The 24,057-nt window shown below is 40.4% G+C and carries 27 protein-coding genes and 2 pseudogenes; 20 read left to right on the top strand and 9 right to left on the bottom strand.

Annotation, left to right across the window (positions count from 1 at the left end; translation table 11 throughout):
- Positions 1 to 201: 201 nt before the first annotated feature.
- Positions 202 to 954 (bottom strand): MBL fold metallo-hydrolase, encoded by a 753-nt coding sequence (locus tag H1S01_RS13640; protein ID WP_188040997.1) that lies wholly within the window; start codon positions 952 to 954, stop codon positions 202 to 204.
- A gap of 126 nt (positions 955 to 1,080) precedes the next feature.
- Here H1S01_RS13640 and H1S01_RS13635 point away from each other — a divergent pair, with 126 nt between their 5' ends.
- From H1S01_RS13635 to H1S01_RS21195, 5 genes and pseudogenes are all read left to right on the top strand, one after another.
- Positions 1,081 to 1,500, top strand: coding sequence for an Lrp/AsnC family transcriptional regulator (locus H1S01_RS13635; protein ID WP_188040996.1), 420 nt, complete (start codon positions 1,081 to 1,083; stop codon positions 1,498 to 1,500).
- A 683-nt stretch (positions 1,501 to 2,183) separates the two neighbouring features.
- Complete coding sequence (locus tag H1S01_RS13630; protein WP_341479106.1) at positions 2,184 to 2,657, top strand: GNAT family N-acetyltransferase; 474 nt, start codon at positions 2,184 to 2,186, stop codon at positions 2,655 to 2,657.
- 439 nt (positions 2,658 to 3,096) lie between these two features.
- Positions 3,097 to 3,373: pseudogene (locus H1S01_RS21555) on the top strand (phBC6A51 family helix-turn-helix protein).
- Positions 3,374 to 3,931: 558 nt separating this feature from the next.
- The gene (locus H1S01_RS21200) at positions 3,932 to 4,258 is read left to right on the top strand and encodes a hypothetical protein (protein ID WP_207732336.1); all 327 of its coding nucleotides are present in this window, start codon (positions 3,932 to 3,934) and stop codon (positions 4,256 to 4,258) included.
- Positions 4,259 to 4,433: 175 nt separating this feature from the next.
- Entirely contained in the window at positions 4,434 to 4,787 is a 354-nt protein-coding gene (locus H1S01_RS21195) for a hypothetical protein (protein WP_207732335.1), read from the top strand.
- A 1-nt stretch (position 4,788) separates the two neighbouring features.
- Here the strand turns inward: H1S01_RS21195 and H1S01_RS13615 are convergent, their stop codons facing one another.
- Positions 4,789 to 5,292: a hypothetical protein gene (locus H1S01_RS13615; protein ID WP_188040994.1), complete on the bottom strand. Its 504-nt coding sequence runs from the start codon at positions 5,290 to 5,292 to the stop codon at positions 4,789 to 4,791.
- Between the two features lie 84 nt (positions 5,293 to 5,376).
- On the opposite strand from H1S01_RS13615, the gene H1S01_RS13610 reads away from it, so the two are divergent.
- The 4 genes from H1S01_RS13610 to H1S01_RS13595 all read left to right on the top strand — a co-directional run bounded on the left by H1S01_RS13610 (position 5,377) and on the right by H1S01_RS13595 (position 6,860).
- Positions 5,377 to 5,685, top strand: coding sequence for a site-specific DNA-methyltransferase (locus H1S01_RS13610; protein WP_188040993.1), 309 nt, complete (start codon positions 5,377 to 5,379; stop codon positions 5,683 to 5,685).
- The gene (locus H1S01_RS13605; RefSeq protein ID WP_188040992.1) at positions 5,655 to 6,050 is read left to right on the top strand and encodes a hypothetical protein; all 396 of its coding nucleotides are present in this window, start codon (positions 5,655 to 5,657) and stop codon (positions 6,048 to 6,050) included. Before H1S01_RS13610 ends, H1S01_RS13605 begins: the two co-directional genes overlap by 31 nt.
- Entirely contained in the window at positions 6,047 to 6,397 is a 351-nt protein-coding gene (locus H1S01_RS13600) for a hypothetical protein (RefSeq protein WP_188040991.1), read from the top strand. The genes H1S01_RS13605 and H1S01_RS13600 overlap by 4 nt, the downstream gene beginning before the upstream one ends.
- Before the next feature lie 175 nt (positions 6,398 to 6,572).
- Positions 6,573 to 6,860 carry a Dabb family protein gene (locus tag H1S01_RS13595; protein ID WP_188040990.1) on the top strand — a complete coding sequence of 96 codons (288 nt, stop codon included), beginning with the start codon at positions 6,573 to 6,575 and terminating at the stop codon, positions 6,858 to 6,860.
- A 264-nt stretch (positions 6,861 to 7,124) separates the two neighbouring features.
- Here the strand turns inward: H1S01_RS13595 and H1S01_RS13590 are convergent, their stop codons facing one another.
- Together H1S01_RS13590 and H1S01_RS13585 are read right to left on the bottom strand one after the other, a co-directional pair.
- On the bottom strand, positions 7,125 to 7,358 hold the full coding sequence (locus tag H1S01_RS13590) for a hypothetical protein (protein WP_188040989.1): 234 nt from the start codon (positions 7,356 to 7,358) through the stop codon (positions 7,125 to 7,127).
- 80 nt (positions 7,359 to 7,438) lie between these two features.
- Positions 7,439 to 7,672 (bottom strand): hypothetical protein, encoded by a 234-nt coding sequence (locus H1S01_RS13585; protein ID WP_188040988.1) that lies wholly within the window; start codon positions 7,670 to 7,672, stop codon positions 7,439 to 7,441.
- A gap of 474 nt (positions 7,673 to 8,146) precedes the next feature.
- Here H1S01_RS13585 and H1S01_RS13580 point away from each other — a divergent pair, with 474 nt between their 5' ends.
- From H1S01_RS13580 to H1S01_RS13560, 5 genes are all read left to right on the top strand, one after another.
- Positions 8,147 to 9,670, top strand: a complete 1,524-nt coding sequence (locus H1S01_RS13580) for a PAS domain-containing sensor histidine kinase (protein ID WP_188040987.1) — start codon at positions 8,147 to 8,149, stop codon at positions 9,668 to 9,670.
- Positions 9,671 to 10,059: 389 nt separating this feature from the next.
- Positions 10,060 to 10,542 carry a hypothetical protein gene (locus tag H1S01_RS13575; protein ID WP_188040986.1) on the top strand — a complete coding sequence of 161 codons (483 nt, stop codon included), beginning with the start codon at positions 10,060 to 10,062 and terminating at the stop codon, positions 10,540 to 10,542.
- 902 nt (positions 10,543 to 11,444) lie between these two features.
- On the top strand, positions 11,445 to 12,053 hold the full coding sequence (locus tag H1S01_RS13570; RefSeq protein WP_188040985.1) for a dienelactone hydrolase family protein: 609 nt from the start codon (positions 11,445 to 11,447) through the stop codon (positions 12,051 to 12,053).
- 285 nt (positions 12,054 to 12,338) lie between these two features.
- Positions 12,339 to 12,764, top strand: a complete 426-nt coding sequence (locus tag H1S01_RS13565; RefSeq protein ID WP_188040984.1) for an SRPBCC family protein — start codon at positions 12,339 to 12,341, stop codon at positions 12,762 to 12,764.
- 3 nt (positions 12,765 to 12,767) lie between these two features.
- Complete coding sequence (locus H1S01_RS13560; protein ID WP_188040983.1) at positions 12,768 to 13,223, top strand: MarR family winged helix-turn-helix transcriptional regulator; 456 nt, start codon at positions 12,768 to 12,770, stop codon at positions 13,221 to 13,223.
- 410 nt (positions 13,224 to 13,633) lie between these two features.
- On the opposite strand, the gene H1S01_RS13555 is transcribed toward H1S01_RS13560, so the two are convergent.
- Positions 13,634 to 14,851 carry a site-specific integrase gene (locus H1S01_RS13555; RefSeq protein WP_188040982.1) on the bottom strand — a complete coding sequence of 406 codons (1,218 nt, stop codon included), beginning with the start codon at positions 14,849 to 14,851 and terminating at the stop codon, positions 13,634 to 13,636.
- A gap of 162 nt (positions 14,852 to 15,013) precedes the next feature.
- Between H1S01_RS13555 and H1S01_RS13550 the strand changes: the two genes are divergently transcribed.
- Positions 15,014 to 15,658, top strand: a complete 645-nt coding sequence (locus H1S01_RS13550) for a pentapeptide repeat-containing protein (protein WP_341479103.1) — start codon at positions 15,014 to 15,016, stop codon at positions 15,656 to 15,658.
- Positions 15,659 to 16,530: 872 nt separating this feature from the next.
- On the opposite strand, the gene H1S01_RS13545 is transcribed toward H1S01_RS13550, so the two are convergent.
- A complete protein-coding gene (locus H1S01_RS13545; protein WP_188040980.1) occupies positions 16,531 to 17,505 on the bottom strand; it encodes a hypothetical protein in 975 nt (324 codons plus the stop codon).
- 219 nt (positions 17,506 to 17,724) lie between these two features.
- On the opposite strand from H1S01_RS13545, the gene H1S01_RS13540 reads away from it, so the two are divergent.
- Both H1S01_RS13540 and H1S01_RS22560 read left to right on the top strand, forming a co-directional pair.
- A complete protein-coding gene (locus H1S01_RS13540) occupies positions 17,725 to 17,922 on the top strand; it encodes a hypothetical protein (RefSeq protein WP_188040979.1) in 198 nt (65 codons plus the stop codon).
- Positions 17,923 to 18,039: 117 nt separating this feature from the next.
- Positions 18,040 to 18,342: pseudogene (locus H1S01_RS22560) on the top strand (DUF6884 domain-containing protein).
- Positions 18,343 to 18,464: 122 nt separating this feature from the next.
- On the opposite strand, the gene H1S01_RS13535 reads toward H1S01_RS22560, so the two are convergent.
- The gene (locus H1S01_RS13535; protein ID WP_188040978.1) at positions 18,465 to 18,968 is read right to left on the bottom strand and encodes a GIY-YIG nuclease family protein; all 504 of its coding nucleotides are present in this window, start codon (positions 18,966 to 18,968) and stop codon (positions 18,465 to 18,467) included.
- 32 nt (positions 18,969 to 19,000) lie between these two features.
- Entirely contained in the window at positions 19,001 to 19,972 is a 972-nt protein-coding gene (locus H1S01_RS22030; RefSeq protein ID WP_188040977.1) for a protein NO VEIN domain-containing protein, read from the bottom strand.
- 484 nt (positions 19,973 to 20,456) lie between these two features.
- On the opposite strand from H1S01_RS22030, the gene H1S01_RS13525 reads away from it, so the two are divergent.
- From H1S01_RS13525 to H1S01_RS13515, 3 genes are all read left to right on the top strand, one after another.
- Positions 20,457 to 21,497 (top strand): DUF3644 domain-containing protein, encoded by a 1,041-nt coding sequence (locus H1S01_RS13525; protein WP_188040976.1) that lies wholly within the window; start codon positions 20,457 to 20,459, stop codon positions 21,495 to 21,497.
- Between the two features lie 239 nt (positions 21,498 to 21,736).
- Positions 21,737 to 22,246, top strand: coding sequence for an HNH endonuclease (locus H1S01_RS21190; protein WP_207732334.1), 510 nt, complete (start codon positions 21,737 to 21,739; stop codon positions 22,244 to 22,246).
- A gap of 47 nt (positions 22,247 to 22,293) precedes the next feature.
- Positions 22,294 to 22,812 (top strand): HNH endonuclease, encoded by a 519-nt coding sequence (locus tag H1S01_RS13515; protein WP_188040975.1) that lies wholly within the window; start codon positions 22,294 to 22,296, stop codon positions 22,810 to 22,812.
- Positions 22,813 to 22,866: 54 nt separating this feature from the next.
- On the opposite strand, the gene H1S01_RS13510 is transcribed toward H1S01_RS13515, so the two are convergent.
- Positions 22,867 to 23,892 (bottom strand): DNA cytosine methyltransferase, encoded by a 1,026-nt coding sequence (locus H1S01_RS13510; protein WP_188040974.1) that lies wholly within the window; start codon positions 23,890 to 23,892, stop codon positions 22,867 to 22,869.
- Positions 23,893 to 24,057 lie beyond the last annotated feature (165 nt).

Genomic DNA, 24,057 nt, shown 5'->3' with positions numbered 1-24,057 from the left:
CCAGATGAACATTCTTTTAAATAACATGAGCACTCACTGAATTATCTTTGCAGACGGTAACAAAAGCATATGAGCGAACAAAGCCAGGAACACTCATCCTGGCTTGAACTATTTCTTCTATATTTAGCTGTTCCCAACCCGCGTAAGCGTAGCTCTAGGTATCAAAGCCAAACTGTAATGACAACCCAACTGTAAAGAAAATTAAAAAGATAATAATTCTCCATTTTCAGGAACCCATACGCTGTTAGATAGTCCCTGATCATTAAGTGCTCTCTTTATCGCATCTCTTGTTTCTACACAATGATTAAATGCTTCTAAATGAACAACAACGACGTTCATTTCTGGAATCTTACGGCATACTCGAATAACATCTTCAGATGTCATTGTTATAGGTCCTCCTTCTAAAAACTGTGCTGCCCCTCCATATAATACGCTTATATTAGGCTGGTGTTTATCAAGAGCAACGTCTACTTCAGTGCACCAGATTGTATCACCAGCAAAATACAGTGTTGGTTCCTCCGGTGCAGATAATATATATCCTGATACAGGCCCCATTTTTTTAGCCAAATCCCCGGAACCATGTTGGCCGCTTGTTCGAGTAATTTTTAATCCTTCCCAATTTATCTTTTCTCGAATTGGATATACCTGAGCAAATCCTAAGTCATTTAGTTTTTGTTTATCATCCAATTGACAAAAAACAGGAATTTCTTTAGGTAATAATCTCGCTGCCTCATCGTCAAAATGATCACGGTGAGTATGAGTCAACAAAACTCCATCGACATCAAAGAATTCCTCGATGGTGACCGGTAGCTCTACAAGAGGATTGTTTTGACGATTTGGCGAATAATCGACGGGTGCCATTGCCCTTGCTGGACTAAGCATTGGATCTATTAAAATCTTCTTTCCACCGAACTGTAAAATTGTCGTGGCGTGACGGATTAACTTGATTTTCATGAACAAATCCCTCCATCGTTTTTATTGACCTTTGTTAATTATTGTAGGTATCATCATTGAAAAAAACGATGGACTGATGAAAGGAAATGAGCCAATTTTATTTCATCCTGAAAGGATTGAATTTGAATGCTCGATCAAACTGATCTCGAAATACTTAAACTCTTACGTAAAAACTCCCGAATGCAGTGGAAAGAAATTGGAGAAATTGTTCACATGACTGGACAGGCCACTTCTGCTCGCATTCGTCGTCTTGAAGAAATCGGAGTCATAGAAGGCTATACCGTAAAAATTAATGAAGAAAAATTGGGCAGAATAATCGTAGCTTTGATTACGGTGTGTATGAAGAGTAATGATCACAAATCTTTTCAAAGTTTTGTCCTCCATGAAGAATCGGTTGTGGAATCTCATCGGATCAGTGGGGAAGGGTGCTATTGGCTTAAGGCACGAGTAAGGAATCAAGATGATCTTGAAAAGCTATTAGACAAGATTTTACGCTACGGAAACTATCGACTTCAAATTTCCATTTCTGAAATAACAAATAAATAAATCATCTTATAAACACACGCAAAAAAAGCCAGGACATCTCATTCCGGCATTAACTATTCCACGATCTTTAACTGTCCCAAACCCCCGTAGGTGTTCCTCCGGGCGTTAAAAACAAACGTTAGTGACTACCTAACTGTACAAAACCCAAGTGTGGAACCCAACAATTAATATAATCGTCAATAAGGTAGTTGATTGTTGGGGGTATAAATTATGACGACAAAAGGGAAAGCTCGATTTTCTTTTGTGATACTCCTTTTATCTGGAATTCTAATTATGAGCGTCTTACGGGACCATGTAAGTACTTCTAACATCCCCGACTTCAAACCACGGGAAAATACCGCTAATCAACAAGTCGAAATACTAGAACGAGGACCTTCTATCCATAATTACATTGGGGGCAACGAAGAACCTCAAATGCGTTATGCAAATCCTTGCACTAATGGCTATATGCAATTTGCTGATCCTCCGCCACCATATGGTAACTCCGGGGTAAGCCTTATACCCGACGAGCCTACGAATAGGGATGGGGATTAAAATTTTCCGCTACACAAAATCCCAGCAAAACTATGATTGGGGACAGGATTCGAACCTGCCGCCTCAATACAGTTGTTTTATTACCGGTAACCGACGATAATAGTCTCAATCCGTTCATCACCGAAAGAATCGGAGAGATAACGTTGAATGTGAGAAGATATCGAGATTCTGATTTACCTCAAGTCTTACAGCTATTCTATGATACAGTCCATACTGTTAACGCACGAGACTATGCAGTTGATCAACTGGAAGCCTGGGCACCCTTAGAACCCGATGAAAAACGATGGGCCGGATTCATGAGGGAAAATATCTCGTACGTTGTCGAAAGAGACCAACAAATATTGGGCTTCGGAGATCTAACAGAAAAAGGCTATCTTCACACCCTGTACGTTCATAAAGATTATCAAGGAAAAGGTGTTGCATCGACCTTGTTAGAAACTTTTGAAAAAGAGGCGGCGAAACTTGATGTAACCACAATCACCACTGAAGCCAGCATTACCGCAAAGGATTTCTTCGAGCTCAAAGGGTTTAAGTGTGTTGAAAAGCGAGAGAAATATCTTAACGGACAGGTGTTTGTTAATTATACAATGATGAAAACGCTCATCCCAAAATCAGTAAAGTAGGGTAGGCGAGGTAACTTTGGGGTGGCGTTTCGTAAAGGGGTTCGATTCTTTTTTTACTCTCGAAGTCTAGATCGTTTGAAGTTTTCCACGTTTTCGTATTCTAATAGGTAATATTGGCTTCATCTAATATGACTCGGACAGTTTCGGGAGATATGCGATTTACAATCCCGATGTAACAATATAAGACAGCAGGTACAGCCAATAAGCAGAATGAACGTGGATAACAAGATAACAGCATATTGGCAGAATATCCGTTCGAAAGACTGTGATGACAACGCTTTGCCCGACGCTGATGGGCAGAGCGTTTTTTAATGTTTACTGTAGACGTAGGAATTAACAGGATTACAGAATGGAGGTGATTACCTTGTCAAAAGGTTATCGGCTGTCTGCCCAGTAGTTTCGAGCTGATGAAATCTTTGCCACCAACGATTTCCACAAGATGACCATGGCTCAGATTGCTGAAGAAGTTGGGGTAACCGATCGCTCCTTATACCATGAAACAAGAGCCCGACTTCATCGCATACCAGAATGATGTGGCAGAATTTGTATTGAACGACTTCCTTGCGGAGACTTACACGATCCTCCAAGGTATCGTTCTGACTAGCGAAAGCGACGGTAAAAAGCTGAAGGCCATTGAACTTGTGCTTAAGAACCAAGGCCGATTGACCAATGTCCAAAAGATTGAGGCAAAGGTTGAGGATACCCGTTCCCAATGAGGCGGTCGAGGCTGAGATCGATAACCATCAAAAAGATGTTGGCCGAGATGTAATCAAAGGGTGTCAGTTTAATTGATGAAAGCTCAAGTAACGCCCCCTCAACGGGATGGCATTGAAACACGGTGTGACCGTGCTAAACACACCAGGAACGATTGCTGCCGATTATACCGGAGATATCGGCGTGATTCTTATCCACCTTGGTGGCGAACCCATTGAAATCAAAAAGGCGATCGTGTGGCCCAACTGGTGTTCCAACCAGTATTCCATGATGTCTAGTTATCGCTGAACGAGCGTATCCACCTAACTAGACGTGGAACATGAGGTTTTGGTCATACAGGTTGAGTCCTCATCATGAAACCGATCTTTACAATGGCAGGGAAAGAAGAATGTTAGCAAGCTGAAGAAGAACCCTGAAATGAAGCCTGAGAAGAATCCAGTAAAGAAAAACATTTAATTGCCTCCCTTTTCTTATAGTGTGAGCCTTTGTTAACTTCATCATTCAAAAGGAGGACAAACATCTGTTCAAGATCGATTTGGATCAGATTTGCTGGAATTCTCATGTTCATCTTGATCCGGTCGGACATCTACAAGAGTGAACACTTTATTAACGAGAACTACGTCGAAGAAGCATTCACACCAATTCAACATGGCCTGGTGATTGCCTTGCGAGCCACCGATAAAGGACGTAAATCCAGTGCCTTTGCATCGGCCCTTTACCTGGGTAAATACGACGATATGGGCAATACCGACCGGTTCCTCAATGGCATGGTCAAGGCAGGTCATTCCTATGAGCCCATCCGGGGAGAAACAGTAACATTCCTCTTTATCGGCGTGAGTAAAACGGTCTACGACCACCTCATCACCTACACCATCCGAAATCGCTGAATTGCCGGAGGCTTCCGAGCGAATAAGCCCTGGGGATTCGTGATTCCCTACGAGGCAAAAAATCCAGGCTGATAAGTTCGCATGATGGAACAGCAGTTAGCTCGATGCGATGAAGTTCTAACAAATCATCCAGAAGAACCCCTGCAAGCGATCGCTGTATCCAATCGGAGTAATAATGCCACCATTCATGCTGGATTTCTCCGAGGAAACCCTTGTAAAGAATGTGTTCAAACAACGCCTCTGGGAACGGGGGGCTCAAGGTGAAACCCGTGAAATTGTCAATTCCATGTTTGAGGCTGTCCACACTCTTGACCCCGAGAAGTGGGATACGTTGAAGGAGTACCACGGTTCCCATATCGAGGGTCATAACCGGGCGATGCGGAAGCTACGGGAACAGCGGCCCACCCTGCGGCAACTGGTGGCTAAAAACAACAACGCCCAGGCCGACGTAATGGACCTGGACGTGTATGAGTTGCTGATGGATACCGTCGGGAAGTTGCCGAAGACGATGTGGGATAAGGCGAGTTAAGTCAACAATAACCCCCCTGAGCTTGTGGTAATCTCTTAAATTCCTCTTTGCTTTCAATTATATCTATAATCTTCCGAATGAAGTTCTTTAGTTGGACTGCTTGTTTAGAGTCTGAATAGGATACCTCTTTCCAAAGTATTCTTTTAGTGGTGTTTCCGAAACGAACGGTAAATTCATAAGATTGGGCGGGTCTTGGGCCGACGGAATCGGGAGAAAACTCATCCGGATAGCTCAATATATCTATTTTGACCATCTCTTCGTATATACTTTTCATCTCGTCGGTGGTTAACCGTAGCTCAGTGCTGACTGGATCAATCATTACTAAGTCTTTGGTAAAAGTACCTTCCATAGTATTCAACTCATTCTTCTTCGGGCCATAGCCGTACTTTAGTATGAATCCGAAGTTATCTGGCATTGCGACATTTTCGGGCGTTGCTTTTGGGCTAGTACATCCCGTGAGAATCGCAACTAAAAGGATAAGGGCAATCATGTATACCTTTTTCAAAATAATCCTCCTCTCCCGTATGCGAGTAATTCGACGGAACGAGTCAAAGTCTTTCTTTAGAAGTGAAAAAAAGGAGAGGTTAGATTGAACTTAGATTCTATAAGAAACTCAGTTATCTCAGGAGATTGCATAAATACCCTTAAAACACTTCCCGATAATTCCGTTGACTCTTGTGTAACAGACCCACCTTACGGTCTTTCCAAAGAGCCGAACATTCGAGAAGTTCTCTCAAAGTGGATGGCCGGTGAGTATTACACTCACCAAGCCAAAGGCTTCATGGGTAAGTCCTGGGACTCATTTGTCCCGGGACCGGCCGTCTGGCGAGAGGTGTTCCGCGTCTTGAAGCCCGGCGGCCACATCCTTTGCTTCTCAGGCACTCGAACCCAAGACTGATGACCATCGCCCTGCGTATGGCCGGGTTTGAAATCAGAGATGTTCTTGAATGGCTATACACTAGCGTCTTTCCCAAAAGCATGGACGTGAGTAAAGCTTTCGATAAACGAGCCGGAGTGGAACGGCATTCCATCGGCGAACGGGAAGTACCGGATAAGCGTAATGGTCATGGTAGGGCCTATGGTTCGTCGCTGTTTGCCGGGGAACAGACAGGGAAGATCGTTCATTATATTACGGAACCATCGACTGACCTCGCAAAGAAATGGGACGGGTGGGGGACATCGATCAAACCCGCACACGAGCCGGTAATCATGGATATCTTAACGATATTTCGAGGCAATCCTCAGAAACAGGTGGATCGATGAGTCTAAAAGCATGGTTGCTGCTGTTATTGAACATCTCCCTAATTTTAGCAGGGCAGACCCTTATCCGATTGGAGTTAGACCGAATGGGCGGTTTTGAGTTTGCAAACTTGCTCAAAGCCGCCACGTCTCCCGGTATCCTCGGTGGCGTGGTGTTACTTACTCTCGCTTTGCCGGTGTGGTTCAAGTTGCTAACAATGGTCCCATTCAGCACAGCATTCCCGGCACGAGGGCTAATTCATTTCCTCGGAATTATCGTTGGTTGGCTGGTGTTTTCGGAGTATGTGCCCACGGTCAGGTGGATAGGTGGATTGTTCTTAATGATCGGGGCTTACCTTGTTTCTTTATAGGGATAAAGTCGAATGGGAGAAAGGAGAGGATCGCCTAACGGCGGTCCCCTCATGAATCGATCTTTATTGAGGGAAGATACTGCTAGTAATGGTTTGTTTCGTATTTTTGAGTTCCAAACCAACTGGTATACTTTAATTAGACCAGTCCAAAAAAGAATGGGAGGAAAATAAATAAGTGATTGTTCATAACCTGCTGTTAAAGCTCCATGATAGAAGTAGCGAAAGTATCGAAAATACGAGAAAACTACTGTTAAGCATGAATGGAAGGATTGAGGTTATTCGCGACTTAAAAGTTTTTGTGGACATTCGTCATGCTGAGTCTTCGTATGATATTTCCCTTATTGCAAAATTTGATTCTATGGACGACTTCCAGACATACTTACCTCATCCGGTACATGTCAAGATTGGTAATCAACTTAAAAGCAAATTATCAGCCGCGGCTAATGTTTGTTATGAAGAGTAAACTTTTTGAAGTCATTTGTCATTGAAATTAAATTAACTTTACTTAGTTACGCTTCCTAGATAAGCTGTACCTGCCTCGCAACAACAGCAGGGAGGATCATCGCCGAACAGCTGAACCGGTTGAATCAGAACATCGAGAAGCTCAACGAGAACATGGCTTAGCCCGAAAAAGCTGAATAACGCCAACGCAGTCCCCCGGCAACGGGGGCTGTTTCGCTCTTTGATAACTAAAAAAGCCCACGCCAAATAAGCGACGGTCAGAAGATTAAAGAACCCTCGCTTGATAAGTGGTCGGACGTATCCTCCAGTACGGATGGGCGGACTTCGCTGTTGGTCGATAGGGCAGACTGGCCTCCATGATTAGCGGTTTAAGTCGCCTGTCGGCTGTTCGGACAGACTGGACTCCCAGTGGTATGTCGAAGTTCGCTGATGGCTTACCGGCAAAACTGCCATGGCCGATGGTTTCGGTTACGTGGCCGGACTTCGGCAAGTGGTTCATTGCGTATTGGCCCACTCGTTTTGCCGAACGGTAAGCCTGCAAGACGTTCTAAAGACTATATGCTTAGAGGATTTTGCAGGTTACGCTGCCATCGTATTCCCCCGGGTTATCTGAATCCGTACTCCCAGCCGGAATTCATAGCCCCGTGAAGCAACGTGTCCAATATTCGATTTATACCAAACTGGCAGTTCCGATATGGCCCAGCTATCGACCTCCCTCGATTGACTATTTGGCGGGACCATTAGGCAGACCTCTTCTGCGGACTCGAGTTTTGATTCGTTGCTGTCTTTAATTAAAGGAACCCAGCCAGCCATTACCCGATAAAAACTCCCTCCTTATGATTCGGTCCATCATGCACCGGACCAATATATAAAATAGTTGAAGCAAAATGCTTGTCGTTGATTCGACGGTAGAATCATTGCGGAATTATTTTTTTAATTTTATGTTGGGGCCGGCTATTCCTCGATATCCGTTCCTCCTTGCTGCTGACCTATCATGCACTGGGCCATCAGGTAAGATATATGAGTCAAATGCGTGTCGTTTGATCTCGACAGTGAAAAATCTTTGCGGAATTAAGTTTTTAATTTTATGTTGGGGCAGGTTATCTCTTGATATTCATTCCTCCTTGGTGGGCGGTTGCCGCAGTGACATCATCGCTCTAGTGGGGGAGGAAGTCAACGAGGATGTTTTGTAGAGAAATCTTGATCCGCTTATAAAATATTGAAGGATATTCAATTCCTTTGTAGAATGTTGCTGTAAACTCGTCTAACAGGGAGGTATGAAGAGTAATGAATAAAAAAATCCTCCCAGAAGAAACAATCTATTTACTGGACAACTTGGTTGACTGTTTTGGCTTATATAAAGCAATTTACAATGAGTACGACCGAATTGAGGATTTCACAGTTGAGTATCTTAATAGGTCGGCTATTCAATTTATTGTTATCGATAAGGATAAAGTTATTGGTAAGAGAATGTCGGATCTAATTCCATCATTTGACAAAACAAACTTATTTCTTACATTATCTGATGTCATGCAGACCGGTGTTCCGTATACTGTTGATACATTAGAATCAGTAAACTATCTTGGTCTTAAATTAGTGAGTAAACTACAAATTGTAAAATACGGAGATTCCGTTGCTGTTTCTTGGAGAGATAAATCCGAACAAAAAGCAGCTGAAGACTCTTACAGAATTTCCGAAGAAAAATTTCGAAGGGTTTTTAGTGCAAGTCCCATTCCGATGGCTATTATCGACACCGTAAATGAAACAATTATTGACGTTAATGAAAGATTTTGCATGACTCTTGGATATAGACGTGAAGAAATCATAGGATACAATTCTAAAACATTAAATTTTTACGAAGATATTCACGATAGGAGTTCGATTTTCTATAATTTACGTCAATCCGGTCGGGTTCATAATTATGAAGTAAATATTAGAACTAAGTCTAACAAAATTATTACCGTATTATTATCTGCTGAAAGCGTCTTAATATGTCAAATCCCTTGTCACTTAGTACAAGTTAATGATATTACCGAAAGAAAATTCCTTGAAAAGGAAGTTCTTCGTTTAGACCGGTTAAACTTGATTGGGCAATTAGCAGCAGGGATTGGACACGAAATACGGAACCCGCTAACAAGCGTAAGAGGTTTTCTGCAAATATTTCAAAGTAAGAAAGAGTTTACCGAATATAGTGAGCATCTGAGTATAATGATCCAAGAGCTTGATAGAGCGAATCAAATTATCAGCGACTTTCTTTCTCTTTCAAAAACGAAAACAGTTCAAAAAAAGCCTGAATCTTTGAAAACTATAATACTATCCCTAAAAGCCCTTATTACCTCCGACGCTTTCCAGTCAAATAATGATGTGCTATTCGAGGTTGCCGATGATTCTTTCAATATTATAGTAGACGAAAGAGAAATCAAACAACTGATTCTTAATTTGGTGCGTAATGGTTTTGAAGCGATGCGAGGTGGGGTTCTCTTCCTAAAGACGAGTGTACAGGGAAACGAATTAATCCTTGAAATAAAAGATCAAGGTACTGGAATAAAAGCGGAAATATTAGACAAGTTGGGTACTCCGTTTATTACATCGAAAGATACTGGAACGGGATTAGGTCTGGCCATTTGCTATAGCATTGCCGAGAGAAATAACGCTTCAATTCAAGGATCTATTGGCCTTGTAGCTGGTTGTAGAACGGGGCTTATTAAATGTCTGCTTGAAACGCCTTCTGCGGAGAGCTGTCGCTTTAACACAGCTAGCAATACAAATCTTGCTAGGTTTGAAATTGTAAGCAATATGATAAAGTCGTAAAAAAGACCTTCCGCAAAAGTGACAGAGACCGCTACAAAAGAGCAGAATAAAAGGAGTTCCATTAGCCTTTTTTTATCTATGAGTTTCCACCACACGACGTAGGTTCCGATTAAGATCGCTACTAGAAGCCACTAGTTGAAAGAAAACAGTTCTGTAGAGAGATACCTGCTAATCACTAATTGTCCGAGCGTTTCTCTTGTCTGTTGAATTATCTCAAAGTTTTCCATGTAGTTACCTAGATTCAACAAATTTCTGTTCAGTATGCCCTTTAATATTCTAAAACTTTCTAGAAATTTCCGACCCTATAGCCAGAAAAACGTTAAGAAAATACAAGTTCACTTCGATAATTATATTAAAGATCAATAATTTTGTCGGAAGGAGCTTGTGTTATGAAGAAACTCGCAGTGGTGGTAGTCGTAGTAAGTACACTTACTCTACCATCATCAGTACTAGCGGCAGAAAAGACGAAATCCTCTCCTCCTATACAACCCCCAAGACAAGAAAGCACAAAAACGGTAACCTTTCAACCAAATCTTGATCCCGGTCACGAACATACTCAAGTATTGACCGGACAAGTTTATAAAGGTGCTGGAAGTACGCTGAGTTATATGCTGGTAACAAAAGATGGGAATATCGTACTCGTCGGTAATCTAGATAAACTCAATGGCTTGAATAATGGAAAACCAGTTAATGTCAAGGGGACGTGGATCACTAAAGCAGTCAACACAGAAAAAGGCTTGCAAACTGTAAAGGTATTTAATGTTATTTCTGCGGAGCAACCAAGCCCAGCGACCGTCCCGACGCAAACCACCACTGGTACTCCGCCGCAGAATCCTACTCAGGAGAAGGTCAAAGCCAACTTACGGGTCTAATCTATAAAGGTACCGGAAGTTCCTTAAGTTATCTAATTGTTTCAAAAGACGGAAATTTTCCGTTGTCCGGTAATCTAGACAAACTTTATGGGTTAAATAATGGAAAGTCAGTCATTTTGCATGGTTCTTGGGGTACTCAAACACTTAATAGTGAGTACGGAATAAAAACGGTAAAGAAATTTATCGTTTTTAGTGTGGAACAAGTGAGATAGTTACAGAATTCCCATAACTGCTCACTTAACTTATTTATGCATCTGGCCCTTTATCTGCCACGACGTTTTACACTCAGGGCAGGGCAGGGAGAAACAAGGGTTCCTGTGTTTGAAATTCGATAAGGGATATTTAGTAAGCGTTTGGCCCTCTAACTACCAGACGCTTTTTCTCTTTTCCGGTAGGGTAGAGGAAACAGTTGTGTCCCGTCACATCAAATTCCGCTGGCGTTACACCAGGCGTAGATTCCTCCACAGTAATATCGAGGAAAATCTAATATTTAACGCAAAAAAAGCCAGGACTTCTCATCCTGGCCTTAACTGTTTCCTCAACTTTTAACTGTTCCTAAACACTGGTAGGCGTCAAATGAAATCTGTTATGACAGCAACACGCTACAACCTCCAGCTAAATAATGGTCGGGGCAACAGGATTTGAACTTACGGGCCCCATAACTGTTGTTTCATTACCGTTAGCTTAAGGTACGGATGACGCTAAAACTAAGGCCATAACGGCACATATCCCCTCAACTGCCATACGCTTTTTTATTCGATAAGGCAAGGGAATTGCAATACTCTAGGCAATCAAAAGTACGTCATTAAAAGAATATTTTTTAGAAGGAAATTGCTCTGAAGACACGAAGTAACACATTAAATTCATAACCGTCCATTTTTATTGTAGGAGTAACGAGATTAATGATTCAATACGTTAATAATTCGAAAAGTGCTGTCGTTGTTTTACATGAGATATATGGATTAAACGAACATATTGAACATGTTTGTAAGCAGTTATACGAACTAGGTTTTGATGTGTACGCTCCTAACATGTTAAGGAATAGCCTAACCTATAAATATAGCCAGGAAGATTTGGCTTATTCAAACTTTGTCACAAACATTGGATTTGAAAAGGCATTCTGGAAGATTAAGTTATTTTTAGAGAATATCAAATCTAATTATAACGGGGTGTACATCCTTGGATTTAGCGTAGGAGCCACTATTGCATGGTTGTTGTCAGAAAATATGAACTTATGTAACGGAATCGTAGGTATTTATGGATCGAAAATTCGAAATTTTACAAGCACCAATCCGTCATGCCCTGTTCTACTAGTCTTCGCTGCTGATGAAAAGTCATTTAATGTTGATGATTTGATTTATGAGTTGGAACTTAAAGACGGTGTTGAGATAAAGAAGTATTCTGGTTATCACGGTTTTGCGAATCCCTTTTCAGAACATTATCAGGAAGAGTCTGCGAGAAAAGCGAACCTGAATATACTACAGTTCTTACTTAAACTTTCAGAAAAATGAGTTGTTATAGAACTTCGGTTTTCGTGGTCGGGGCGAGAACCTGCGGCCTCTATACTGTTGTTTCATTACCGGTATATGAATGGCGGGGAAGACGTTGCCCCACATGTATATCGAAGCTCTTAATAACGATCTATCTGGTATCGAACTGGTATTCGACCATCAGGTTTATCATCCCTTTATATCCCCAGCTTAACTCTGGTCGAGAAAAAAGTAATCGAGCCAATTGACACCATATTGTAAGTGCACTTATAATAAGGACAAATAATATTATGGAGGTTATGTTTTATGACTGAGTTTTCCTTTCAAACAGAGGTAAATGCGAGTCCAGAAGAAATATGGGCAATGTATGCAAACCCAGAAAACCGTTTCAAATGGGAGTCCGATTTAGAACACATTAAGTTAAACGGAGAGTTTATTTCGGGGGTAACCGGTTGTATGAAGCTTAAAGGGATGCCCGCAATGGAGTTTACTCTCACTTACGTAAAAAATTGTGAAGAATTTTGGGATAAAACTGAAGTTCCCGAAAAGGGGATGGCTTTGTGTTTTGGGCATACATTAACCCGTTTGAACAACAAAACGTTAATAAAACACACGGTGAAATTAGAGAAATCTAAGGGTGATATAACCGAAGACGATATTAATTTTTTATTTCAGGTTTTCAAGGATACTCCAGACGCAATACTAGCTATTAAAAAAGAAGTTGAGCAATAAGAAATGTTTCCCTCGAAATATAAAGATGATTCCTCAAAAAGCCCTGGCCTCTTATTTATTCGTGCCTACAATAACTGGCATACTCAAGTTAGAAAAGCGTTGCAACCTATAGGTTTAACCCATCCCCAATTTGTCGTTCTCGCCGTGATAGCATATCTTCAGAGTCGATATGAGCATGTAACACAGGTTATGATTTCAACACATTCTGACATTGATGTTATGACTACATCGCAGATTTTGAAGATACTCGAAAAGAAAAAGTTTATTCAAAAAAAACCACATCCAAACGACACAAGAGCCAATATTGTTGAATTACTAGAAGAAGGTAAGAGAAAAGTTGCTACGGCGTTGCCAATAGTAGAGGGGATTGACGATAGCTTTTTTGGAGTTCTTGAATCAAATCATACTGAATTTATGGCTTGCTTGGAGAAATTAAGCATATATAATTCTAAAGACTAAACAAACTATACGTGACACGGGTTAGGCGTTCTCAAATCCATTCCCTGTTTATCGAAAAACCAAAAACATAACAAAAAGGCCCAGGACTTCTCATCCTGAGCCTTAACTTTATCCATCTCAAACCCTCATAGGCGTCACGTCAGGCGTCAAAACCTAACCGAAGCAACCGCCTTACATCACAAAACCCCAGCTAACTCATGGTCGGGGCGACAGGATTCGAACCTGCGGCCTCTTGGTCCCGAACCAAGCACGCTACCAGAGTGCGAGTTTACTTAAGGGCTGTACACCCATTCTAACCCCCTGAACCCGCATCGTCAATGATTTCTCCAGTTAGACCTAATAGCGTCATCATGGTGTCAAACCTCCCGTGGCGTCACCCGTAGGCGTCAGTTTGAGGCGTCAAAAGGGTGTCATGGCTTCACAGGCTTTTCTTGCCCACCGGGGGTATTCTCTGTTATCAACAGCCCGTTCATCTGGCTTAACGCCTTGGCCATCTCTTCAACGCCGATGTGGTCAAGGTAGGTATCGACGGTGGTTTGGATATTGCTGTGGCCCAGCACTTCTTGAACAATTTTCAATTGATTGGTCTGCTCAAGAATCAGAAGCCCGGCAGTATGCCGTAGGCTATGGAATGATGTCTTCTGGGGAATACCAGCCTTGGTCAGCAGTTTCTGGAATGTCCGAGTGATGTACATGGGATCGAGTGGACGTCCGTTCGGCTTACAGAAAACAAGGTCATAATCGAAGTACTCGTCTGCTGCTTTTTTTTGCTGTTCAACGATGAGTTTTCGGTTATGTAGGTCAATCATCACGTCTACCGGTATTGGAAGAGGCCGTTTACTACGTTCGGTCTTAGGCGTCTGAAATATCACTTGAGTTTTCTGGCCTTGACCATCCGGTTTCTGTGCACGCTGAACTGTCTGCCTTACATATAAGATCCTTCGTTCAAAATCGATATCTTGCCAGCGGAGACCGATTAACTCGCCTCGACGCAACCCCAATCTTAACTCCAATAGAAAAGCAGCGTAAAACTTGTGGGCTACAATTTCTTTTAAGAACTGCCGGACTTCGTTCAACTTTAATGGACGGATATCCGGCTTTACTTTTTTGGGCAGTTTAACAGCTTCTGCCGGATTCTTTAATAGCTTTCCTTCCTTGATGGCCTGCTTAAAGGCAGCGGATATAACGTTATGGATATGTCGGATAGTTCTGGGAGCTAAGGCTTTACCGTTACTAACTTTGAATTTCAGTTTAGCGTTGTACATTAGTTGGATATCGGAGGTCTGGATTTTCTGAAGGGCCAGTGAGCCCAGCGTGGGGATGATGTGGACTCGGGCCATCGTTTCATACTGTGCATATGTGGTGGGCTTTACGTTAGGTTCGATACATTCGGCCAACCAGTACGTCATCCAGTCCTTGACGGTCATCCTTGTAGGTTCTACAAAATTACCGGTAATGATCTGTGCTTTCGCTGCCATCATCTTGTTGTAGGCTTCTTCGTGGGACTTGCCGAGATAGTTGTAGCGTTTTTTATTGCCGGTGGCGGGGTCAGTGTGGAAGAAACGGGCTTCCCATCGGCCGTCTTTTCGTTGGTATACGTTGCCTTCGCCGTTGGTGCGTTTGGTCATGATTAGTCCACCTTCCCGATGTTTGTTAAGGGATCAGTGGACAGTTTTGATTGAAAAGGGGAGGGTAGTCAAGCGAAATAAGGATAATAGTGTTAAATAAGTAAATTTGATATAATTATCCATAAGACTATATCGGGAATACGATGAAAATGGTGACAAGTTATGATGAAAAGAAAATATCGTCTCGCAAAGCTAAATTCATTCTATAAGGTCAGTATGCGACGAAAGTACCTGTACAAATATTTTTGTAAGAGTCGCTCTTTCAAGGCAAACTTCTCAGAAAGTCAGTTCTGCCATGTTAATTTTAGAGGGGCAATCATGACGGCCTGTGTATTCAAGAAATGCAATTTTTACGGAGTCGAGTTTTTAGGGACCAATTTAAGAAAAAGTAATTTTGAGGGTTCTCATTTTAAGAATACCATGTTCGTTGGTGCCTTATTAGATAAATGTAAGCTCAGGGGTTGCACTTTTGAAAACGTTTTATTTGTTAATACAAACTTGGACGACGTAAAATCGTTAAACAAAGAAACCCCTGGCGTTACGATTTTATCGGAATACCCAAAGCTAGATATAAGCATAGAATTAAAATCGGCCTTGGACGAGTTAAAGTCAAACAATAACATAACAAAATGCCGGGTATTACACCTTTCCGGTAACAGGTACAATAATCTAAACATAAATATGTTGCTTGATAAATATTCTGAAAAGGACTTGATTGGTGGACTTAAGTCTTTGAAAGAAATAAAGAAGGACATTTGTACGCTAAGCTGCTTAATTAAGAACTTGAATTCAGCGTTAAATATGTGATATAATTCCAATGTCCCGCCTCACTCAATCGAGAGATTGGGAAGCTAATGTCAATCGGGGACATGGCGTAATAGCTGGCATTCGAGGAGTGATGCCTATGATTAGTGATTTTGCTACTGTAATTGGCTTTATTGCATTGATTACGGTTAAACTCATTGATTGTTTGTGCAATCACTCTCGATTGTTTGAGGTTAAAGACGTTGCTAGTTGAGGTCTGTAGGTCGGCTAGGTCAAGGTTCAATCCCTTGGGCGAAAATTTGCTCGGTGGTCCTTTCCTATGCACTTTTGGTAGTGATTCGTTTGTACAGCTTGAATGACTTTGGTCACGATTGTGGGGAAGGGATGCTTATGAGCATTAACGTGGTTCCTATTGGGCGATTAATTGTGATGTGTTCACTTGAAACAATTTGGGCCATTGGAGCAAGTTTCGTTGCTGGTGCCCTACCGACCTGAGCTAGCAATCCCGAAATTCAAGAGTAATGTTGAACAGCCCTTTTGTCATATGTTTAGGGCTGTTTTTTATTTATGGCTAACTAACAAGACACAAGTAAACAAAAAGAGAAAAAACAGAATCCAACTACAAAATTGTTCGCTTAAAAACTTCCATCTCCCACCACACCTCCTGTAACGCCCCACATCCAATTCAACCCCAATTCCGGCATAAATGGTATAGCCGATTGTTTTCAAAGGCACACAGGGCATTCTGTGGGGGCGGGTTTTAAAGGGTGGAGGAAATTATTAGGTGAAATAGTTGATGAACAGGTGTTAGTCGATTAAATGCAAGTCAAAATAACAGCAAACCGCCCGTTCTCACTGCCTTACCGATATGCCAAGTTATTGGGAGGACAGTGGGGAGGGGCGGTTGTTGTTTATCAACTATTAAAACGCTGCTTAGTAAGATCCCTAGCTTCAGATATCGTATCGCAGGTAAGCAAGGTGTCTAACATGCACCAAACTCGCCCTGTTGGATAAATATTTCCTGTTTTAACTTCTTTATTGGGAGCAAAGGCCGGGCCAAGGTGGTAAACAAAATGAGGTTCCCAATCTTCGTTTTTGGCTTCGGGAAATATGGTACTCATGTTTTTTACAACGTCATAACCTTGAACGTAATGTATAGACTGTAACTTTCCATCGTATCTGAAAGCAATATAGTTAGGGGGTTCTTTTGGCCAACCATTTCCGCCAACTGGATGGAAATATTTTTGTTTAACGTTTACGATGTCCCGCCATGATAGTGCCCAACCATCTGGGTTTCCCTGTCCAATCGAAACAACGTACACTAAGTTCGAATCCTTTTTTTGCATAGTCATTAGACCCCCAAGATAAACATTTAGCTCCTGTAATAATCGTTTTTCAGCGTTTGTTCCACTAGAGTAAGCGTTACTGGAAAACTGGAAAACATCCTTCCAAGAGATTGAATCAACTTGAAAACCATTTATCGTATTAGGAACATAAAGTGCGGCGTATGCTTTACTGCATTCACTTAATACAACGAGACGTTTTATAGGTGCTAGACTTTTGACAAACGAATCACGGGTAGAATACTTTTGAAGTTGAGCAGTTGTAGGGAGATTCCATCCTCGTTTAGCTTCAATTATCAGGTGAAAGTGGCCTTGGAGTACAATTTCGATATCGGTAAAGCCCTTGTCATGCTCATGTTGTTGCATTCTGATTTCAACTTCGTTTACGGGACCCTGCCATTGTATAACATTGAATAGGAACTCCCTTAAAAAAGCAGGGCATTGAGATAGTCCCCAAGCTACACTGTAGCTAATATCATTCTCGTGATCTCCAAGCAACTGAAAAACACTATTTACTTCTCGATTATGAAGGTATAAGTTTGCCATGTAACCTAACTCCTTATTCCGACATAGATAAGAAGATATTCTCTGAAACGATAAAAGTTCCTTTGAGATTCAAAAGATCGGGATGATTTCGAATTAGTCTCGGGATCGAGGAAAACCATCACTCTATACGGGACACACTAACCCCGGAGGTGATGCGTCTTCATCCAGGAATGGCTTGAATCTCGACGGCGGCGGAAGAGGGAAGAAGATGAGCTTGCTTTGGCTAACCTTAACGACAAGTGTGAGAGAAACGCCACCTTAGCCAAAGAGCTCGAGTTTTTCCAAGAGCAAATCGAAGCCGCAGGGCTGACTGTTCCGAACAGCGTTCAGGAGCTATTAAAGGAAAGCCTTGAGAAATCGAGTAATCGGGCCGAGCTGTTTTGTAATCAGCGTGAACATATGAAACGCGTTCACTAACCTCCACAGCGATCTCGCCGTTATTGGCGGGGTCGCTTTTTGCTTTACAAATTTAGTATTATATTTTTAGAAGATTTCTAAATCACGGAGGGGCAAATATTGCTAAGGGTTGGACTTGTGTCGTGTGGAAAAAGTAAGTTAAACATTGCGGCACCAGCAAGGTCTTTGTATACAGGCGATTTGTTTATGAAAGCCAGTAAATACTGCAAGATAAATTAAGATTTATGGTTCGTATCGTCGGCCAAACATGGGCTTGTTCATCCGGATACCATATTAGAACATTATGATGTAACATTAAATAATCAGCCGAAGAAATATCGAGAAATTTGGGCAGATAAAGTAATTCAGCAAATCCATGGAGAGTTAGGAAATCTAGAAGACATCCGTTTTTATATTCATGCTGGACTCCATATCAGATAATAGCGGATCGCTTAAATAATTACTCGGTTCCACTGAAAGGATTGGGTATTGGGAAACAGTTAAAATGGTATAAAGAAAAAGGTTTTTAGATGATTCAAACAAACGATCTAGGACTTTTTAATCTACCGATTCTCTAGAGACTTTATTCTCGCGTCCATCTCTATAACGAGTTTCTCTAGTTTTTCAATTCTCTCTAGAGCCTCTTGTAAAGACGGTAAAACGAGTTTGCCATCGGATTCACGATTAAAAATTTCGGTAGCAGTTCGTTTGAATTCTTCGCTATTGTATAACTGTTTCGCTTGTTCCGTAATTGCTCCCCTACTTCTTAGCGTGGGATTCAAGATATCAAAAGCAATTAACTCGGCGGCCTGCAAAAAGGCCTCGTTTACAAAATCTGGCCTTGTCCACCAACGAATTTCAGAAAGATGTTCCAGATTTAAGCTAACTGCAGAAGCTCCGGTAGTGACACTACTATCTCGTCTAACTAGATGTTGTTCCAGTCTAGACTTTAGCCTTGAAGCTATCCCAACATAAGCGACGTGAAGAGATCTACCTTTCCCGCCATATAAAGCATAAACTGCCGGGGTATTGGGAACTTGAGATAGATAGGTACTCGTTATTTGCATTTTATTTTCCCCCACGAAAGAGTTTAAATCGCTTATTTATCAATAGTAATTCGAGCAGATATTCTTTTATGAATCTGAAGTTTTCTTCCTTTATCATCGATCCACGCGTTCTCATCCTCTTCGAACAGAAAAACACTGACTTCAGAATTTTGAATATCTAATGCATTCGTTACTATACACAGTCGATATGATTCGGAATTTTCTTGCATAGCCTCGAATTCATTAGGTGTTAAGTTAATTGTAATTTCAGTACCTGACAAACCTTTAACTTCTATTTTGATAAAAGCGTTGTTACGTCTTGCCTCTAAGTCCCAGCCAACGTTATCTTTTTCAACTGAAGCAACAATATAGCCCATGTCTTCATAATATTTTCTTACAACGTTAATTGCGTTTATTTCGACTTGGTTCTTTTTAGGTATATCAATTTTTTTATTTGAATTTACCCTTGTCTTTTTATTGTTTTTTTCATAATTTTCAATGTACTTTATTGCACTCTCTCTAAGGTATTTGTTTTTTTCTCCTTGTGCATACCAAACATTTGATTGACCTATTCCCCCAGAAGATTCAGTCGCTTTTGGAATCTGAAATGTTCTACCGTCAAAGGGTAAAAGATAAGAATCTTTAACCTTTGCTTCAATATTAAAGTAATATTTTGAATCGAATCTAGGTGATCCTGGGATAGGGGCTTGAAACTTCCTGAATACTCGTGCGTTTTTATACCACCCAATTATTCTTACGCCGCCCAACAAAGGATTTCTTGAAAGCCATATTACGAAAACGTCATCTATATATGAGTCTTTAGGTCTTGCCCCAAGGTTTTCTATTTTTATTTGACCTGGATTCATTACAAATCCATGATAAACACCATTAAAATTTGAGAAATTATATATTTCCCAACCAGTTTTATTTTCTTGAACCCAACTGCCCCCTCCCGTAATTTGATCACTAGAACTTAACCCATTATAAAATCTCATCCAACCAATGTTACAAAAAAGTAAACGCACTCTGATTCCTCCAATATAATCGGTTTGATTTTAGAGAACTGAGTTTTATGATTATTTGTCTAAATTCGAACCATGAATAAGGAGGTATTCTGCATCTTACTTCTTTTACCTTCATAGTTAATAGCTGTTGTTAATAAAGTGTTTTACGGATACTTCTTCAGGCTCATTCCATAAAAGAATATGCGACTTCGCCACCAATGGCGGGGTCGCTTTTTTTGCTTTTACATAGCAGATGAGTTTTTTGCGTGATAAGTGGGGGAGTTTGTGGGGGTGGGAGGGGCAGGAAGGCGGAAACTCGTCTGCTATGGATAGGATAGGAGAAGAAAATCTACCGCCGGTTAAATAAATAAGAAGTCGACCTCAAAAAGTTTACAAAATGGGTAATAAAGGGAAACGGTCAAAAATAACATGAGGTAGAGGGTAGTTATTGGACTAACCGTACCCATTCAAACCATTAGTCTAAGTATCTTTGTGGGGATGAAATATGAGAAGACTGCCTAAAAAGGCTGAACAATTAGTTAATAAAGCGAGAGAGGCTTGTATACTAGCAGTAGAAATATATAATAAACCAGGTATCTCGTTTCGTAGTGGTGGATTTATAGTTTTGATGATCATTGCTTGGACATCTTTATTTCACGCCATTTTTGAAAAAAACAAGCTAAAATATTACTATAAGGATAATAATAATAAGAGACTTTATCAAAAAGTGGATGGTGATTACAAGGCATGGGAAATAAGTAAATGCTTATCTGAATATTATAAAACTGAAAACAATGCCATAAAGCAAAACTTGGAATTTTTAATCGGGCTTCGAAATAAAATTGAACATCGATTTATGCCAAAACTAGATAATCAAATTTTTGGCGAATGTCAAGCAAACCTTATAAATTTTGAAGAGATCTTAATTAAAGAGTTTGGAGTTAGGTATGCTTTAAATGAAAGTCTTGTTTTTGCTCTTCAATTTTCTAAACTAAGAACAACAGGTCAAAATGAGGCATCCAGAAAAATTCAATCTGCCGAATATCAACTAGTGGATGAATATATTCGAGAATTTAAGCAAAGGTTGCCAGAACCAATACTTCAAAGTATGGATTATTGTTTCAGAGTGTTTTTAATCCCTAAAATAGCTAATCGTTCGAAAAACTCGGATGCGTCGGTTGAGTTTGTACAATATGATCCTAATAAACCAGAAGAAATGCAACAGTATGAGAAGTTTGTCGCTTTAATAAAGGAAAAGCAAGTACCTGTTCTAAATCCTGGTTTATTAAAGCCTAAGGATGTAGCAAATAAGGTATCCAAAACACTTGGAATTAATTTTAGTCACAATAATCATCACTCAAAATGTTGGAAATACTATAATGTACGCCCACCGATAAAAGATAATAATCCGGCCAAAACAGATACAAAGTATTGTCAATACGATGCCGCTCATAACGACTATTTATATACCGAAGAATGGGTCAAGCTTTTGATAACAGAACTTTCGGATGAGAATAAGAGATTTGAAATTTTAAATTCCCAATAAAAGCGATCTTGCTAGCATCGGCGAGTCGCTTTTTTTGCTTTTTGCGTAGCAGAGGTGTTCTTTGTAGGATGAATAGGACATTTTGAAATTTCAGGAGGATTAAATTCGTACTATTAAAAATCTTTTGCTCGTTATAAAAATCACAATGAAGGAATTTGAGGAAAAATGTTGAAAAAACATTTTGTTTATCCACTTAATTGGTTGGTAATTCACTGTAAATAGTGAGAGGAGAAGTTCATTTGAACAAACAGCTTTTCCCCGGAACGAGACGTGGCGTAGCTCATGAAAAAATGCTTGCGTTACTTTATCAAAATTTAGGTTCTAAAGTAAGTGGTGGTGAGCTTTTTAGAGCTTCTGGAAATCAAGTAAATTACCAACGAAGATTACGTGAGTTAAAAGAAGACGGTTGGCTTATTGACTTTGAACACGGGGGATTGGATGGAAAGGGGTGGTACACATTGAGACCACCATTCCCCAGTGGTGAAAGATTTCAAAGAATAGGCACTGCTGACCGTATGAGAGTCCTGGTAAGAGACGACTGGACTTGTCAACTCTGTGGAGCAAACCGGAAAACTAATCCAGCTATCGAATTACAGGTTGATCATCGCATACCCTTTGCATTAAGTAAGGATAACTCTGAGAGAAACCTCCAAACCTTATGCAAGGACTGTAACTTGGGGAAAAAAGCACATTGTAGAGATTGTGTAAAACAGAATTGTACTAACTGTAACTTGGCTTTTCAAAAATAACGAAACGATAAGGCCAGTCATAAAACTTATAAAAGGAGAATAATGATTTGGAAAAGCCGCATTTTCCTGGGACTCAACGAGGGGAAGCCCATAAAAAAATGTTACAAGTTCTTTATGAGAATTTGGGTTCAAAAGTAAGTGGAGATGATTTATTTAGAGCTGGGAACGAACGATTTAACTATGCTAGAAGATTACGTGAACTAAAAGAGGACGGTTGGGACTTAGAGTATGAAGGTGGCGGAAAAGAAGGAAAAGGGTGGTATACATTGTATCCTCCTTTTCCTAGTGGAGAGAGAAGTGACAGGATAAGAACTGCCGTGAGAATGAGGGTTTTAATAAAAGATAATTTTTCATGCCAACTTTGTGGAAACAATCGACATACTGACCCAAGTATTGTACTACAAGTAGATCACTGTATACCATTTGCGTTAAGTAAAAACAATTCCGAAGAAAATCTTCAAATACTGTGCTTGGAATGCAATTTAGGCAAAAAAGCACAGTGCAGAGATTGCGTTCACAAAGAATGCCTTACTTGTAAATTAGCCTTTCCTAAAAAGAATAAATAAATATAAAAAGGGCGGTAATAAGAAATCGCCCTTTTTTATATTCATAAACTCTTTTTATTTTTTATCCGAAACTAATAAGTGTTGTTTGATTTTTTTTGCAATGTGATAGGCAAGCTTACAAGGAACTGCGTTTCCTATTTGTTTAGCAACCTCAATTTTTGAACCAACAAAAATAAACTCGTCTGGAAATGTTTGAAGTCTAGCCGCTTCACGATGAGTAATAGGTCGATGAGCTGACGGATGTAAATATCGACCTTTTTCAGGTTTGAAAAATTCGGTTCTGATGGTCAGGGATGGTTCATTCCAACTTAATCTTCCAAATACATCAGTAGAGCCCGTCTTCTTTTTCTTCCAGCAGTCTGGCTTCAAATTATCAGGTAAGTCAAAACGATTTCCTCCAGGAGGAATACATTTATACCTTTCTAAGGATATTGGAGTAGCATTTCTTCCGACATGCCAATTAACATCATTTGGTTCTTCTGGTAATCCCCGAAATGCTTCTTGCACTGTTACCCAGGTTTTATAATTAAACATATCTTTATTATATTTGGCCGGGTCTACATATAACGGTTCTGGAAAAGAAATCTTTCCAACCTTACTGCCTATTATAAATGCTCGTTTTCTTTTTTGTGGAACTCCAAAATCGGCAGCAAATAATGTACCTGAAGTTAAAACATAACCAAGTGCTTTTGAAACCCTTTCGATTTCTGTAAATTCAGCTGACTTTAGTATTTCTGGAACATTTTCTATGACAAATACTAATGGCTGGGAGCATTCTACAGCTCTAAGATAATGACGCCATAGTTGATTTCTCGGATCATTTTCTAAACGCTTCCCTAAAGGACTGAAGCCTTGACAAGGAGGTCCGCCAATAATAACTGTCGCATGTGGAAAATCCGTTATCTGTTCAATATCGCGATTATCTACGTGATCGCCAAAGTTTTCTTTGTAAGTAAGAGAGGCCCAATAGTTATTCTCTACCGCATAAATCGAAGTATATCCCGCATCGACGAAACCGACAGACATGCCTCCGGCTCCAGAAAATAAATCAATAAATGTGAAATCATTAAGTTGCTGCATAAGCTCCCCCAATGTCTAGAGACTTTTCGATGTCAAAAGATTATATGTGCTAAATGAATCAAAAAGATAATTAATGCCAATATATTGTTTTATTTTATCAAGTTAGGTGTGCTTTGACCAGAGACAATAAACGATACATAATCTACTTGTACCCCACCACCCACA

It is taken from the genome of Heliobacterium chlorum (assembly GCF_014502795.1).
Lineage (GTDB): Bacteria > Bacillota > Desulfitobacteriia > Heliobacteriales > Heliobacteriaceae > Heliobacterium > Heliobacterium chlorum.
The sequence above is the reverse complement of the archived record's forward strand: the minus strand, read 5'-3'. Positions and strand labels throughout refer to the sequence as shown.